The sequence below is a fragment of the Colwellia sp. F1 genome, from assembly GCF_056238625.1.
The window spans coordinates 131,309-146,910 of sequence record NZ_JBWDLI010000010.1 but is presented as its reverse complement, the minus strand read 5'-3'; the positions used below and the strand labels follow the sequence as shown (position 1 = coordinate 146,910).

Here is a 15,602-nt window from a genome sequence, read left to right as displayed (position 1 = left end):
TGTTGTTGGTGATGCAGATGTTAATAATATAAATTTGCTGTATTTGTTTAGTCGTTTTGCGAGTGCCGTTTGGTAAGCAAAGCACTTGCCGCCAACAGCGCCTCTCTTTGCTAGCTAAACTTGCTAATAAAACAGAAAGTACTATTGGCTTGAAATATGCATTGTATAATTATAATAATATTGAATACTCAAATAACTAAAGTTATCAGTGTTTAGGCTAGCATCTTATAGTGTAAACGTTGAATTATTAAGGGGTGTACTATGAAAAAGTGGTTTATACCATTAATTTTACCCGTACTTGTATCTTGTAGTGGTAGTAGAACAGGCAATGACAATTTTTATCAAGTAGCACAAACAGATCAGGGTGAGATAAACCATTATAGCCTACCTAAGCATGCGATAAATGATTTGGTCAAAGGCTTAGTATATCAACTGTTAACTAGCAGTACTTTTATTGATGATAAAGCCCCAATAGCGGTAGGTTCATTTGTAAACTTGCACGATCTTGAATCCACTAATTGGTTAGGGAACCAAATTGCTGAAAGCTTTATTTATGAATTACAACACCATGGAATGTCAGTAGTTGACTTTAAGTCAATGGGGCATATTCGTGTGACTAAAACCGGTGATTATGTCTTTACCCGAGACTGGCAGGAATTGCCTGGGCGTCAGGATATTGACTATGTTGTTGCAGGCACTATGGTTGAACAAGAAGACGGCATTATTATTAATGCGCGTATGGTGGGTATTCAATCTCATTTGGTTGCTGCTACAGCCCAATCTTTTATCCCAAAGTGGGCTTTAGGGCGTGAAAAGAACGACAGTGATCGTGTTAAAATAAAAGAGGGTAAGCTCATTAGAAGTAATGATGACTTAATTAAAATGCAGCGTACTGTGATAACTCAACAATAAATAATAGGTAATAATATGATAAATATACTTTGCAAAAGCACTGTTGTGCTTGTAAGCCTACTTTTTATTAGCGCTTGTACAAACCTTTATGATAAACATGTTCAGTGGCAGGCCATTGAACCAGAGGTTTTTCCGATCATTTATGGTGTAGGCTATGCACCTATTAGTTTACAAAAGTCAGAAAATGAAACCCAACGGATGTTAATGGCCATTAAAGCGTCGAAGATTGCCGCTTATTCAGAGTTAGCCGAGCAGGTGTATGGTCAAAAAGTTACCAGTAGCACCACAATGGCAGATATGATTATTGATAACCAACAATTGTCATCGTCGATTAAAGGTTTAATTAGAGGAGCCAAAGTTGTCAAAAGTTACCCCGTTGGAGATACATACACAACAGAGCTACAGCTAGACTTTAAAGATGTTTATGAAATTTACCAAGCGAGTATCCAGCGTAAAGAAATAAAAAAAGTAGACTACTTTTAAGTAAGAAGGACATAGTGTATCTCTGAATTACTGAACTAGACGGTAAACCTTTTGCTAGCTGGTTGTGCTTAGCCCAAGCATACTTAAGCCTTTAAACCTATACTGCTTAAGCCACCAGATTTTTTACCTTTATTATCATAAGTAACAGAATTCTTGTTATTGTTTTCTAATAAAGTGGTTTTCATACGTTCAACGGCCAGTTGAGATTGCACGATTATTTGACCATTAATTTGGTTTTTTTGTTGGCAGAGTTGCAATAAATTTTCAATGTCAGTTAGTGCTTCATCAAGTAAACCGGCCTTTTTATCTTGGGCAAATGCCTGGTTAACCATTATCTTTTGATCTAAGGCTTGTATCGCAAGCAAGGCTTGGTTTTTCTGCTCACTAATTTGCAGTAATGCCTCAGGTTGGTGCTGCTCTAAAATGCGCTTTTCGTCGTCAATGATTTGTTCAAGTGATTGTAACTGAGCAAACTGTTGGGCAAGCAGCTCTAATGATTGAGATGAAGCTGACATGAAAGTACCTTTAAATATAAGTAAAAGGTGATTATCACCCAGTCTACTGCTTAGATCAAACGATAAACTAAGGGATTAAACTATAAACTAAACTCAAACTTTGCCATGCTAGCAGCAAGTTTTTGAGAGTCAACTTTATACTCGCCAGCGGCAATTGTTTTTTTCAGCTCTTCAACTTTTTTTTGATCAATGACAGGTGCATCGGCAGATTTTTTTTGCAGCTCTTTAAATTGTTGTGCTTGTGGGGTAAAAGAAACAGAATCGCGAGCAGCATGTTTTACTTGGGTATCGTTTGCTGTTTGAGCGTTTGCCTGCTTATTTTGCGCCAGCTTACTTTGATTAATATGAGCTTGATTATTTAAGTTGTTGATATTTATAGTCATAATGTTACCCTGCGGTAAAGGTGTATTTTGTCAATTTGTTCGTTAGCTTTATATCGGCAAGCTGCACGATAACTTTAGTAAAAGTTTTGTTAAATTACCGTTTTATTTTGGTTGCGGGTATCAAGCAAAAAATACAGCCTTCTGTTAGCGCTTTAACGATGAATCTTACTCTCTAAGTGAGCGCTAAAAAATTATAGGTTAATTACCACTTGGTTAACAGCACTAATTTTAGGCTTTATTATGCGTCCTGAACGTGTATTTTTAACCCTAATTTGTTCATTTAGGTTACCTGAGCTTAGCGCAGTTCCCTTCGTTTTAATAACAAAATTATCGCTTTTTGCAGTAATAGTGACAGTATCACCCTTGCAGACTAAGCAAATACTATTTTTAGTGATGGCATTATCTATACCTATTCTTCTTTCTGCTTTACTCCCAAGCACTGCATTAATATCACTTAATCTTTCCCCCCGAATTCTATTATTTGCGATATAATCTATAGCGATATTCTTTTTTGTCAGTATTTCGCCTTTCTCAATAGTACTTGTGGTTATAACCACAGCAAAGGTTCGTTCAATTTTAGCGAGTATGTAGAGGTACCAAGGAGTGGCGTCATCACAGGTTATTTTAATATTAATATTTCTCCGGTTGGTATTTTCAGGTATATTTGCTGTAATAGGCTTTTGGCAAGGTTTGATTATTATTCGTGGGTCTATCGGGGTAACGTCAAAAGATATTCGTCCTCCCATAGGTGGGGGTATTGCGCTTTCAAGTTGTTTTTGTACAAACGATTCTATATAAGCGCTATCCCAAGTAGAAGCCGAACTCGCGCCTGAAAATAGTGCTATAAAATAGAGGACAGATAAAAAAAGTTTCATTGTAGGCATATTTTTTGTCATTTATCCTTAGGTTAATTTTTTATACTCGACTATGCTTATAACAATTTACATAGTAATAAGTGTATCACTTTGTGTTATAAGTGTATTAATTCTAGTTTTATTCATTACCCATAGCGTGGTAATTTACTTAACATTCATCAATTTTTTGTCACTTAATATGGCTTACAATACACAATCAAGAATTGTGCCTTATTGTCCTACACTGGTAGGTATATAATACAGTGCTTGAATACAAATGAGGTTTTTATGGCAGGTATACTCGATTCAGTTAATCAACGAACACAACTAGTCGGTCAAAACAGGCTAGAGTTGCTGCTCTTTAAATTAGTAGGCACTCAGCGCTTTGGTATCAATGTCTTTAAAGTAAGAGAAGTTCTACAGTGCCCTACATTAACAGTTTTACCTAAACAAGACCCCTTTATAAAAGGGGTTGCGCATATCAGAGGGCAAACCATTTCAGTTATTGATATGAGTAAAGCCATTGGTGGCCCTGCTATTACTCAAACTGATGAGTCTTTCATCATTATTGCCGAGTATAATCGTAGCGTACAAGGCTTTCTTGTGGCAGGCGTAGAACGTATTGTGACGCTAAGCTGGAAGGATATGATGCCTCCGCCAGAGGGGGCAGGTAAAGCCAGTTACTTAACAGCGGTAACAGAAATAAATAAGCAGATGGTCTCTATTTTAGATGTAGAAAAAATATTAAATGATATTAACCCAGTCTCTACCGATTTAAGTGACAGTGTTGTTGATACTAATGTTGGGGTAGAGCTTGGTGAGCGTATTGTTATGATTGCTGACGATTCAAGTGTTGCTCGAAACCAAGTAAAAAGAGCGTTAGAGCCATTAGGTATTACCATGGCTTTGGCGAAAAATGGCCAAGACGCATTAGAGCAACTCACTGCCATAGCCGAGACATGTGAACACAGTATCACGGAAAAAGTAGCGCTAATGGTTTCAGATATTGAAATGCCAGAAATGGATGGCTACACCCTAACCGCTGAGGTAAAAGGTAACGAACGTATGGCTAAAATGCCAATTATTCTGCACACCTCATTAAGCGGGGTGTTTAACAATGCCATGGTTAAAAAAGTTGGTGCAGAAGACTTCATTCCTAAATTTCACCCCGATGAATTGGCAACAGCTGTTAAAAAATGGTTAAACCACCACTAATAATAACGCACCATGTACACATATCAATTAGGAAGTAGTAATAGTGCTAGCAAGACAACTTGACGATAAAAGTTATCATCAATTTAGAGTTTTTCTCGAGCAACAGTGCGGCATTGTATTAGGTGAAAACAAACAGTACCTAGTAAAAAGTCGCTTAGCTCCTTTGATGAGTAAGTTTGGCGTTAGCTCACTTGGTGAATTAGTGACCCGAACACTGTTACCGGTAGAGCGGCAGTTACGTGCAGCTGTGATTGACGCTATGACCACAAATGAAACACTATGGTTTCGTGACGATTATCCTTTTAGGCTGTTAAAAAGTAAGATATTTCCAGAGCTGGCTAATCGAAAAATGCCAGTTAAAATATGGTCAGCAGCAAGTTCGTCAGGGCAAGAGCCATACTCAATTGCCATGTCTGTTTTAGAATATCAACAGAGTAAACCCGGTAGTTTTTCAAGAGGTGTACAAGTTGTTGGAACCGATATTTCAACTACTATGTTAGAGCACTGTAAATATGGCCATTACGACGCACTTGCTTTAGCGCGTGGTTTGTCAGAAGAAAGAAAGAAACAATTCTTTGAAAGTGGCGATAATGGCATGTTAAAAGTAAAAGATGAAGTAAAAAGAATGGTTAGCTTTCGCCCGCTTAACTTGCTTAATAGTTACAGTTTAATGGGGCGGTTTGATATTGTATTTTGTCGTAACGTACTGATTTACTTTGCTCCTGAGATAAAAGCACAAATAATTAGTCAAATTCATGACACTTTAAATGACGGTGGCTATTTGTTTTTAGGCGCATCAGAATCTCTTTCAGGACTAAACAGCAATTTTGACATGCTGCGTTGCAGTCCAGGTATTATTTACCAAAAAAAACCTAAGCAGGCCAATTAGCCCACGAAGTGATAAGCTTTTAAGCCACTTAATTAGAAGGGTATCAGTTACTGTTATCCCTTATCACTTCCCCCCTTGCGTATACCTCCCCAGTAACTTTTACCTTACCACTAAGTGGTTACCTTGCTTAGGTAAGTTATTTTCATTTGAGTAACTTTGGTCTCAACCTTCCTTGATTTTAGTACGAATGGTTTAGTTTGTTGTTTGTTGGCATATTTATTGAATGTATTATCGTTAAATGTAATTGAGGGTGAATTATTATGGCGATCAGTTTTGATAAAGGGTTTGAACTTCATGCTAAAGGGATGCTTTTGCGTGCACAGCGAGCGGAAGTGATCGCTGGCAATATTGCTAATGCCGACACGCCTGGCTATAAGGCGAAGGGCATGGATTTTCAAGCAGCGATGCAACAAGCCGGACAACAGCAAATGGGAATGAACAAAACCCATGCCAAGCACTTTGATGTACGCAGTGAAATAAATAATAACGTCGCATTTCGTACGCCAAATCAACCTGATACGGGAGACGGCAATACGGTAGACGTACAAGTGGAACGAAACTTGTATTTAGAAAACTCATTAGAGTACCAAGCAAGTGTGCAATTTCTCAACGGAAAAATAAAAGCCTTGAAGAATGTCATATCAGGAGGTAGATAACCATGAGCCTTTTTAACGTATTTAACATTACTGCTAGTGGTATGAGCGCGCAATCAATGCGTTTGAACACCACCGCCAGTAATATCGCTAATGCTGACAGTGTTAGTTCAAGTGTCAATGAAACATATCGCGCTAGACACCCAGTTTTTGCCGCCGCTATGCAAGAAGCTGCCGGGGGGCAAGAAGCCAATGTTGGCGTACAAGTATTAGGGATTGTTGAAAGTGACAAGCCTTTAAATATTGAATATGCGCCAGAGCACCCTATGTCAGACAAAGACGGTTATATTTATAAACCTAATGTCAATGTAATAGAAGAAATGACTAATATGATTTCAGCCTCGCGCTCATACCAAACTAATGTGCAACTAGCTGAGTCAGCCAAAAACATGCTAAATAAAACATTACAGCTTGGCCAAGGATAATGATTAATTTTGATTATAAAAAAGTGAACCAGGTTGCTAACACAGTCAATTGTGCAGCGTGTTCATACCAAACCAAGGTACAGTTAACTAAAACAGCCAACACTGTTGTTTGGTAAATAATTAACAAGGTGGAAGTAAAATGCAATCAGTAACAGGTACTAGTTCACAAAGCACTTTGACTTTGGAAGAGCAACAGAAAATAGCCAATGAAGCTTTAGCGAAACAAAATATTTTAACGTTAGAGGAAAAGCAAGAACTCATAAGAGAAACGTTAGCGAAGCAAAATATCAAAGAATCTGATGGAAGTCAGGGGATGTTAACGCAAGCCGACTTTTTTGCCTTACTAACGCAAGAGCTAGCGAACCAGGATCCAACAAAACCTGTCGACAACAACGAAATGATTTCGCAAATGACTGCTTTTTCTACTACTGACGGTGTACAAAAACTTAATGAGTCATTTGGTTTATTTGCTAACTCCATGACATCAAGCCAAGCATTACAAGCCTCATCGTTAGTAGGGCGTAGTGTTTTAGTTGAAGATAATGTTTTTGGCATGGGCGAAGGTGAAGACGTTAAAGGCAAGCTAGTTGCTGATAAAGGTGCAACTAACGTCAATATTTACGTAGAAAATGTTGCTGGCGAGGTTGTTCAAACAGTACCTGTTGGCGATGTTGAGGCAGGAGAATTTGGTTTTACTTGGAATGGGCAAACAGCAAAAGGAGAAGATGCTCCTGCAGGTGCTTATCGTTTTAGAGTGGTTGGTTTAGTTGAAGGGCAAGCAGCCGAGCTAGAAACAATGACTTATCGAAAAGTAGACAGTGTAACATTAGCAGGCTCTGGCGGTGACGTGGTGCTTAATCTTAATGGTGGTAGTGCCATGAAGTTAGCTGATGTAGTGGAAGTTTCAGAAGGTTAATTAAGTAGTTGGTTTTATAAAAGTAGACATTTTGGGTTGGTACCGCACGAAAGCTCAACCTATAAAAGAAGTAATTGAATATAAAAGAGGGTTAAATTATGTCATTCAATATAGCATTAAGCGGGCTAAACGCAGCACAAAAAGATTTAGATGTAACGTCAAATAACATTGCCAATGTTAATACCGTGGGCTTTAAAGAGTCGCGCGCTGAGTTCGTTGATGTTTATGCATCATCACTTTTGGCAGCCGGTAAAACGAAAGTAGGAGATGGTGTTTTAACCTCAGAAGTCGCACAACAATTTTCACAAGGTAGCATTCAGTTCACCAATAATGCGCTCGACTTAGCAATAACAGGTAATGGTTTTTTTGCTACAGTACCTGAAATAGGCTCATTAGAAACTTCCTATACGCGGGCAGGGCAGTTTAAGTTAAATAAAGATAATTTTGTCGTTAACTCAGGCGGTGGACACTTATTAGGGTTTCCAATTAACGCTGATGGTACATCGGCATCGGTAAGCTTAAGCACAGCAAGCCCTATTCGAATCCCGACCTCATCGGGTGCGCCAACTCAATCGAGTGAAGTTGATATTCGCATGAACTTGCCGGCAGGTGATGTGCCACCGGCAAACCCAGTATTTGACCCAACAGATCCATTAACTTTTAATAACTCAACGTCGGTGACAGTTTTTGACTCGCTAGGCGATAGTCACATTATGACTTATTACTTTGTTAAGTCTGCGGCTAATGAGTGGAGTATGTTTACTGCTGTTGATGAGCAAATGGTTGATATACCGGGTGGCCCAGTTACAGGGGCAGGTGTTAATGGCGCACAGCTTACTTTTAATGCCGGTGGCGACTTTATTAACCAAGATCCAGCTTTGATACAAACAGCTGCATTAGGCCCTGGTATTTTAGCCAATGGCTCTGATCCCACTCAACAAATCATTATTGACTTTAATTTGGATGCAAGTGGGCCTAACCCAAATGAACCGACCCAATTTGCCTCTAACTTTGAAGTAACCGCCTTAAGCCAAGATGGCTTAGCGGTAGGGCGTTTAACTGGTATTGACATTGGTACTGATGGTTTAGTACGGGCAACCTACAGTAATGGTACCTCAGAGCCTTTAGCGCGAATTACTATGGTAAACTTTGCTAACGAGCAGGGCTTAAAGCAAATAGGGGGAACCAGCTGGAAAGAAAGTATTAGCTCTGGTGAAGCTTTAGCAGGTGAAGCAGGCTCAGGTACTTTTGGTACGATCAACTCATCAGCACTAGAGCAAGCTAATGTAAACTTAACTACGGAATTAATTGACTTAATTTCTGCACAGCGGAACTTTCAAGCTAACTCTCGTTCATTAGAGGTTGATAACCAGTTGAATCAAACTATCTTACAAATTAGATAGATTATAAAGCTAGGATCTAGTTACTAGACTCTAGACTCTAGAACCTAGTAACTAGGCTTTAGAACCTAGTTACTAGCTTCTCAGCTCCACTCGTTTCACCCGCTCTTTATTCTTCAGTGATTACTTTTCAAATTTAAAATTAAACATTAAGTATTTTAAAAAGTCTTTTTCTGGCACCTTCCTTGCAAGTGTTATTGTAACAATTTTTATTTTCTGGAAACCATTATGGATAAGATGCTTTATGTCGCCATGAGCGGTGCCAAACAAAACATGCAAGCGCTGGCTATTAACGCTAATAACTTAGCAAATGCTAAAACTACAGGCTTTAAAGCCGATTTAGCACAAGCGCGCACTATGCAGGCTTTTGGTGAAGGCCAGCCAACACGTGTGTTTGCCATGACTGAACGCGCAAGCCAAAATTTTGACTCAGGCCCTTTACTAATGACTGGCCGGCCACTTGATATGGCAATTAAAGGCGATGGTTGGTTTGCGGTACAAACACCACAAGTTGCCAATAGTGTTGCCGATCCTTTTGGTCAAAGTGAAGCGTATAGCAGACAAGGGCACTTGCGTTTAACAGAAACAGGCACGTTAGAAACGTCAAACGGTGAAATTGTCTTAGGTGATAATGGGCCCATTATTGTCCCTTTACCTGTGGCCAATATACAAATTGCCTCTGACGGCACTATTATGGTTCAACCTGAGGGCGCCCCTAGCAGTGTGCAAGAAGAAGTGGGTCGAATTAAGCTGGTTGACCCTGATGTTCGTCTACTTGAAAAAGGCGCAGATGGTTTATTTAGACGTAAAGACGGTCAACTAGAATTGGCGGCTGCCAATGTACAGGTACAAGGAGGGGCACTTGAATCAAGTAATGTTAATCCTTTGTCTGAAATGACCGACATGATAGCGCTACAAAGACAATTTGAAATGCACTTGAAGCTAATGAAAACAGCTGAAGAAGTTGACGCGAGTAGCTCTTCGTTATTACGTGCATTCTAGTACTAAGAGCATTAAGCGAATACACGAAAGCAATAAATTTTTTGAGGTGATGTATGAACCCAGCATTATGGATCAGTAAAACAGGCTTAGACGCGCAAACCAAAGACATTGCGGTTATTTCTAATAACTTAGCGAATGCTAGTACAGTTGGTTTTAAAAAGAGTAGAGCGGTTTTTGAAGATTTGCTTTATCAAAATATTAATCAACCTGGTGGGCGCACAGCTAATGACAGTGAAGCACCTTCCGGTTTGATGCTTGGTGCAGGTACTAAAGTGGTGGCCACACAAAAAATTCATACCCAGGGGGATATGCAAACAACCGACAACTCACTAGATATAATGATTCAAGGAGAAGGCTTTTTTGAAATATTAATGCCTGATGGTTCGTCGGCTTATAGCCGAAACGGACAATTTACCATGGATGAAGAAGGCAATATGGTTACCCCAGGTGCCGGTTATGCGTTACAACCACAAATTACCATTCCAGACGATGCTATTAGTATTGTTATCTCTCAAGACGGTGAGGTATCAGTAACACAGCAAGGACAAGCAGAGCCAGCAGTTATCGGACAAATTAATACTGTTAATTTTGTTAACCCAACAGGATTAGAGCCTATAGGGCAAAATTTATATACCGAAACAGCGGTTAGCGGTGCGCCACAAGAAGGGGTTCCTGGGCTAGAAGGCTACGGTATGTTGGTACAAGGCGCTTTAGAAACGTCTAACGTAAATACCACTGAAGAGTTGGTTAACTTAATTGAATCGCAACGTGTATATGAAATGAACTCAAAAGTTATTTCAGCGGTTGATCAAATGTTAAGTTACATTAATCAACAATTATAACTCATTGTGGCATAAGTAAAATTTACAGAGTAATAGGTTGGAGGCAATCATGAACAATAGATATTATAACAGCAGTATTATGATAACCGTGGTTATGCTAACGGCTCTGATAAGTGCCTGTAGTAACACGGTAGAATTAAGCAAAGCTTTGCCAAATGACCCAGATTTCGCTCCTATTTTGCCTGAGGCAGAAGAAGCAGCAATTATCCCAACAGGATCATTATTTAAACAAAACTACATCAACAATATTTATTCTGACTCTAAAGCACATCGTACTGGCGATATTATTTCCGTGATATTAAGCGAAAGTACTCAAGCCAACAAAAATGCGAAAACAGAATTGAAAAAAGAGAATAGCAGTGCATTAGACTCTGTTATTGGCCTAGGCGGCACCCCGTTAACACTGAATGGCAACTCAATAGAGTTTGGGCTTAATCAAAACTCTAATTTTAAAGGGGATTCAAAAGCTAATCAGGGTAATAGTTTAAGTGGTGATATTTCTGTACATGTATTAAAAGTACTACCCAATGGTAATTTAATGATACGCGGTGAAAAGTGGTTAACTTTAAACAGTGGTGACGAATACATACGGTTAACGGGAGTAATTCGCCCTAAAGATATTAATGCAAATAACACTATTTTATCAACTAAAGTTGCCAATGCCCGCATTCAATACTCAGGTACAGGTAGCTTTGCTGATGCTAATGAGCAAGGGTGGTTAACAAAATTCTTTAATAGCTCGTGGTGGCCAATTTAACAGAAAAATTGCGCAGGCATTAAGCAGCTAGTGTTTAGCACTTAAAAGAAAGAGTTTAATTTTCTAAAGGCAATATTATGAAAGCAGTACTAACCATTATCATTATTTTTTTAACATTCTCTAGTCATGCACAGCGTATTAAAGACTTAACGGATGTTGCAGGAGTTCGCGCTAACCAACTCATTGGTTATGGGCTAGTTGTTGGTTTACCTGGTACAGGGGAGCAAAGCCCGTTTACAGAGCAAAGCTTTAAAACTATGTTAAGTAATTTTGGTATTACCATGCCCGCTAACATGAAGCCTAAAATTAAAAATGTTGCGGCTGTTGCGGTTCATGCAGAGCTTTCTGCCTTTGCTAAAGCTGGGCAAACCATTGATGTTACTGTTTCTAGTATGGGGAGTGCTGAAAGCCTGCGAGGTGGTACTTTATTGCAAACAATGCTGATGGGGCTTGACGGCAATGCTTACGCTGTAGCTCAAGGGAGCTTGGTTGTTAGTGGTATGGGCGCTGGCGGGCTTGACGGCTCTAAAATATTGGTAAACACACCTACTGTTGGGCGTATTGCTAATGGTGCAACGGTTGAACGTGAAATAAAATCCCCTTTTTCAATGGGGGATCATATTACCTTTAATTTACACAAATCAGACTTTACCACCGCAAAGCGATTATCAGACACCATCAATGATTTTATTGCAGGTTCAGCGCAAGCGATTGATGCAACGTCAGTACAAGTGACAGCACCAAGAGATATTGCCGACCGAGTGAGCTTTTTGTCTGTATTAGAAAACTTAGAATTTGAGCCAGCATCACCAGCAGCTAAAATTATAGTTAACTCTCGTACAGGCACGATAGTTATTGGCTCTGAAGTAAAACTACTTGCCGCTGCCATTACTCATGGTGGTATTACCGTAACCATCAATGAAGTGCAAAATGTGGTGCAGCCAGGCGCTTTTGCTGAGGGCGAAACCGCTGTTACAACCCAGTCTAATGTGAATGTTACACAAGAAGATGCCCGCATGTTTGTCTTTGAGCCGGGAATAACGCTTGATACGTTAGTACGAGCAATTAATGAAGTAGGTGCTGGGCCAGGCGACGTGATGGCAATTTTAGAAGCACTGGATCAAGCGGGCGCTATTCGTGGCCAGCTTATTGTTATTTAATGGTAATAAACTATGGCTGACAAATTAACAACCACAGCAAACTTTGCACAATCACGAAATTTTTTAGAGCTTAATGGCTTAAATGCTATTCGTCAGCAGTCTAAAGAAACCGATGGAGACAGCAAAAAAGCAGCCTTAAAAGAAGCCGCACAGCAGTTTGAAGCCATTTTTATGCAAATGCTATTAAAAAGCATGCGTAAAGCACAAGACGTATTAGAGTCTGACAGCCCATTTAACTCTGAGTCAACCAAGTTTTATCGTGATATGAACGACCAACAAATGGCGGTTGAATTATCGTCAAATGGCTCATTAGGGTTAACTGACTTAATCGTTAGGCAACTCGGAGGCGGTGATGATGACTTTACGCCCAGAACGGTGTTGCGCAATGATGGCAATCTTGCCAACATAAGCAAAGCCAGTAGCGCTGCACACCCTAATTTAGCAAATAACCCAGCGCAGAGTGTTCATTCACAGCGTAATGAATTACCAAGTAACAGTGCACAAAGTACTACTTCATTTAGTATTTTTTCAAGTAGCAATAAAGTAACGCGAAACGAAGCAATAAGCCCGTCAGTTGAAAAGGTCAGCCCAGTGCCTTTTATACCGACAAGAAAAACGACAAGTGCTGTCAATATAAAAGATCAAAGTATTAATGAGCAAAGTGTCAATTTATTAACGCCTTCGTTTGCCCAGCCAAAAGACTTTGTTAGCGCACTGATTAAACCGGCAAAAGCGGTACAAGAGAAAATAGGAGTGCCCTTTGAGGTAGTTATAGCCCAAGCCGCGCTTGAAACAGGCTGGGGACAAAAAATAATTAAAGATCAACAAGGCAGCAGCTCAAATAATTTATTTAATATAAAAGCCGATAGTCGTTGGGGTGGCGAACATATTCAAAAAGATACATTAGAGTTTGAGTTTGGCGCTATGGTAAAGAAATCAGCACCTTTTAGGGCTTACCAGTCTATTGATGACAGCTTTACTGATTATGCTAATTTTCTCACGAATAACAGTCGATACCAAGACGCATTAAAAAATTCTGGTAATGTGGAGCACTTTTTGCATGGTTTACAAAAGGCAGGCTATGCGACCGACCCACAATATGCCAATAAAATAATGGCAACACTTCGCACAGTCTCAAATTTAATTACCAAATAAAGGCAAATCGTAGCGTGCTGCGATAAGTGTTGAGGCTATCATTATGTCAGTAAATTTATACCAAAGCGGCGTAAGTGGCTTGTTAGCAGCCCAACAACAGTTGGCTACTACTGGTCATAATATCTCCAATGTAAACACTGAAGGCTATAACAGGCAACGTGCAGAGCAAAATGCATTGGTTGGTATGAGCCACGGCAATAATTTTATTGGCTCAGGCAGTTACATTCAAGATATTGCCCGTGTATATGATAAGTTTTCTCATAAGGAACAATTACTTAGTCAAAGTAACTTAGGGCATGCTGATTTGCTTGATGGCCGCCTAGCGCAGCTAGATCAAATAATGAGCACTGCAGGTGGGGCAGTGGTCAATTCTTTAGAAAACTTTTATCAAGCAATGAATGGCATTGCAGACAATCCCAATGATTCAGGTTTACGTAGCATAGTACTGAGTCAAGCAAAGATTCTAAGCAGTGATTTTAATGAGTTAAGCAGCAACTTTGAAAAAATGACTGACGCAGTCAATGGTGAAATAACACAAGTAGCGACGAGAATCTCTGAAATATCAAGAGAACTGGCCAAGCTTAATGAAACCATTATGCATTCGGGGCAAATAACACAGTCAGGCCAGCCTAACGACTTACTTGATAAAAGAGATCAACTCATCGGTGAGCTCAGTGGTTATACCCAAGTTACAACGGTTGAAGATGTACATGGTGTTCAAACGGTAATGATAGGTCAGGGGACAACACTGGTGGCAGGAATTACCCCGCTTACTCTGCAAGTTAATGCCGGTAACCCTGATGTTAAGCAAACCACATTAAGCTTAGTAAGAGGTAATAGTAGTGTTGCTATAAAAGGAGACACCTTAGGTGGCTCTTTAGCAGCAAGTTTTGAATTTAGAGATGAGCACTTAAACCAAACACGTAAAGAAGTAGACCGGTTAGCGATGGCTATTTCATCAACCTTAAACGATACCCAGGCCAGCGGTTTAGATTTAAATGGCTTGCAAGGTGCTAATATATTTACCAATGTTAACACCACCCAACTGCAGCAAGGGCGTGTATCACCGACAGATGCTAATACCGGCACTACACAAGCACAAATTAGTATTACGGATGTGTCATTATTACCCACTGATGATTTTGAAGTGCGCTTTGATGGAACCGATTTTAGTTTACATAACTTAACGACGGGTGCGAGTGAAAATTTAGGCCCGCCAGGCTCGGGTATACCTGCGGGCACTCATACGCCTTCTTCACCTGATTATGGCTTTTCATTTATTGAAGCGGGCATACCTAACGCAGGTGATACCTTTATTGTCGTACCTACAAAAAATAGTGCAGCGCTAATGAAGGCAACACTAACCGACGGCAGTGCAATTGCAGCAAGTTCTGCTATTGCGGTTACGCCCTCAAGTAACAATGTGAGTGATGGTTCAATTGAAATAACCAATGTTATTAATCCCGTTGCCGCCAGATCTTATGACGTAACCGTTGATGTTTACGAAAGCGCCCCGGGCACTTTTAGCTACCGGGTATATAACACCACCACACCGCCGCCAGCTCCGGCAATAGCCACAGGCAGTTATGCTGCAGGCACAAGTGCTACGGTAGACATTCCTACCGGCTCACCAGACTTTCAAATTGAAATTAACGGAGACCTTGTTGGCTCAGGTGCTAATGCAAGAGAAACATTTGTGCTAGGTGATGCTTTTGGGGTAGGTAATGGAAACCACGCTGCGGTACTAGCCAAAACACAAGAGGTGGGGGTTACTGACGGCGGCAAACAAACCTTTAGCCAAAGTTTAGCAACTTCTACCGCTGTTGTTGGTGCTAAAGCCAGTAATGCCGACTTAGTCGCTGATACAGCCCAAGCGTTATTCACGCAAGCTTACAATAGAAACCAAGCAACATCAGGTGTAAACCTTGATGAGGAAGCCGCAAATTTATTGAAGTTTCAACAAGCTTATCAAGCGGCATCACAAATAATTTCAACGGCAAATACTATTTTTGACACTATTTTAGCTGCCGTAAGGTAAGGA

Annotated in this window: 17 protein-coding genes; 14 read left to right on the top strand and 3 right to left on the bottom strand. The window is 40.0% G+C overall.

Features of this window, described 5'->3' with window-relative positions; all coding sequences use genetic code 11:
- The first annotated feature begins 261 nt into the window (after positions 1-261).
- Both AC0UA9_RS11365 and AC0UA9_RS11360 read left to right on the top strand, forming a co-directional pair.
- Positions 262-912 carry a FlgO family outer membrane protein gene (locus AC0UA9_RS11365; protein WP_475660135.1) on the top strand — a complete coding sequence of 217 codons (651 nt, stop codon included), beginning with the start codon at positions 262-264 and terminating at the stop codon, positions 910-912.
- A 15-nt stretch (positions 913-927) separates the two neighbouring features.
- Positions 928-1,395 (top strand): LPP20 family lipoprotein, encoded by a 468-nt coding sequence (locus tag AC0UA9_RS11360; protein WP_475660134.1) that lies wholly within the window; start codon positions 928-930, stop codon positions 1,393-1,395.
- A gap of 83 nt (positions 1,396-1,478) precedes the next feature.
- On the opposite strand, the gene flgN is transcribed toward AC0UA9_RS11360, so the two are convergent.
- From flgN to flgA, 3 genes are all read right to left on the bottom strand, one after another.
- Entirely contained in the window at positions 1,479-1,910 is a 432-nt protein-coding gene (gene flgN, locus AC0UA9_RS11355) for a flagellar export chaperone FlgN (RefSeq protein ID WP_475660132.1), read from the bottom strand.
- Positions 1,911-1,990: 80 nt separating this feature from the next.
- The gene (gene flgM, locus AC0UA9_RS11350) at positions 1,991-2,293 is read right to left on the bottom strand and encodes a flagellar biosynthesis anti-sigma factor FlgM (protein WP_475660129.1); all 303 of its coding nucleotides are present in this window, start codon (positions 2,291-2,293) and stop codon (positions 1,991-1,993) included.
- Positions 2,294-2,484: 191 nt separating this feature from the next.
- Entirely contained in the window at positions 2,485-3,189 is a 705-nt protein-coding gene (gene flgA, locus AC0UA9_RS11345) for a flagellar basal body P-ring formation chaperone FlgA (protein WP_475660126.1), read from the bottom strand.
- A gap of 246 nt (positions 3,190-3,435) precedes the next feature.
- On the opposite strand from flgA, the gene AC0UA9_RS11340 reads away from it, so the two are divergent.
- From AC0UA9_RS11340 to flgK, 12 genes are all read left to right on the top strand, one after another.
- Positions 3,436-4,362, top strand: a complete 927-nt coding sequence (locus AC0UA9_RS11340; RefSeq protein ID WP_475660124.1) for a chemotaxis protein — start codon at positions 3,436-3,438, stop codon at positions 4,360-4,362.
- Between the two features lie 43 nt (positions 4,363-4,405).
- Entirely contained in the window at positions 4,406-5,251 is an 846-nt protein-coding gene (locus AC0UA9_RS11335) for a CheR family methyltransferase (protein ID WP_475660123.1), read from the top strand.
- Between the two features lie 260 nt (positions 5,252-5,511).
- The gene (gene flgB / locus AC0UA9_RS11330; protein WP_475660121.1) at positions 5,512-5,907 is read left to right on the top strand and encodes a flagellar basal body rod protein FlgB; all 396 of its coding nucleotides are present in this window, start codon (positions 5,512-5,514) and stop codon (positions 5,905-5,907) included.
- 2 nt (positions 5,908-5,909) lie between these two features.
- Entirely contained in the window at positions 5,910-6,329 is a 420-nt protein-coding gene (gene flgC, locus AC0UA9_RS11325; RefSeq protein ID WP_475660118.1) for a flagellar basal body rod protein FlgC, read from the top strand.
- A 139-nt stretch (positions 6,330-6,468) separates the two neighbouring features.
- Positions 6,469-7,245 (top strand): flagellar hook assembly protein FlgD, encoded by a 777-nt coding sequence (locus AC0UA9_RS11320; protein WP_475660115.1) that lies wholly within the window; start codon positions 6,469-6,471, stop codon positions 7,243-7,245.
- A gap of 98 nt (positions 7,246-7,343) precedes the next feature.
- A complete protein-coding gene (gene flgE / locus AC0UA9_RS11315; protein WP_475660113.1) occupies positions 7,344-8,648 on the top strand; it encodes a flagellar hook protein FlgE in 1,305 nt (434 codons plus the stop codon).
- A gap of 225 nt (positions 8,649-8,873) precedes the next feature.
- The gene (locus tag AC0UA9_RS11310) at positions 8,874-9,647 is read left to right on the top strand and encodes a flagellar basal body rod protein FlgF (RefSeq protein ID WP_475660110.1); all 774 of its coding nucleotides are present in this window, start codon (positions 8,874-8,876) and stop codon (positions 9,645-9,647) included.
- A gap of 53 nt (positions 9,648-9,700) precedes the next feature.
- A complete protein-coding gene (gene flgG, locus AC0UA9_RS11305; RefSeq protein WP_475660108.1) occupies positions 9,701-10,489 on the top strand; it encodes a flagellar basal-body rod protein FlgG in 789 nt (262 codons plus the stop codon).
- Between the two features lie 49 nt (positions 10,490-10,538).
- Positions 10,539-11,246, top strand: coding sequence for a flagellar basal body L-ring protein FlgH (flgH, locus tag AC0UA9_RS11300; protein ID WP_475660106.1), 708 nt, complete (start codon positions 10,539-10,541; stop codon positions 11,244-11,246).
- A gap of 77 nt (positions 11,247-11,323) precedes the next feature.
- Positions 11,324-12,406, top strand: a complete 1,083-nt coding sequence (locus tag AC0UA9_RS11295) for a flagellar basal body P-ring protein FlgI (RefSeq protein WP_475660102.1) — start codon at positions 11,324-11,326, stop codon at positions 12,404-12,406.
- Positions 12,407-12,418: 12 nt separating this feature from the next.
- Positions 12,419-13,561 carry a flagellar assembly peptidoglycan hydrolase FlgJ gene (flgJ, locus tag AC0UA9_RS11290; protein ID WP_475660101.1) on the top strand — a complete coding sequence of 381 codons (1,143 nt, stop codon included), beginning with the start codon at positions 12,419-12,421 and terminating at the stop codon, positions 13,559-13,561.
- Between the two features lie 43 nt (positions 13,562-13,604).
- Positions 13,605-15,599: a flagellar hook-associated protein FlgK gene (gene flgK, locus AC0UA9_RS11285; RefSeq protein ID WP_475660100.1), complete on the top strand. Its 1,995-nt coding sequence runs from the start codon at positions 13,605-13,607 to the stop codon at positions 15,597-15,599.
- The last annotated feature ends 3 nt before the right edge of the window (positions 15,600-15,602 follow it).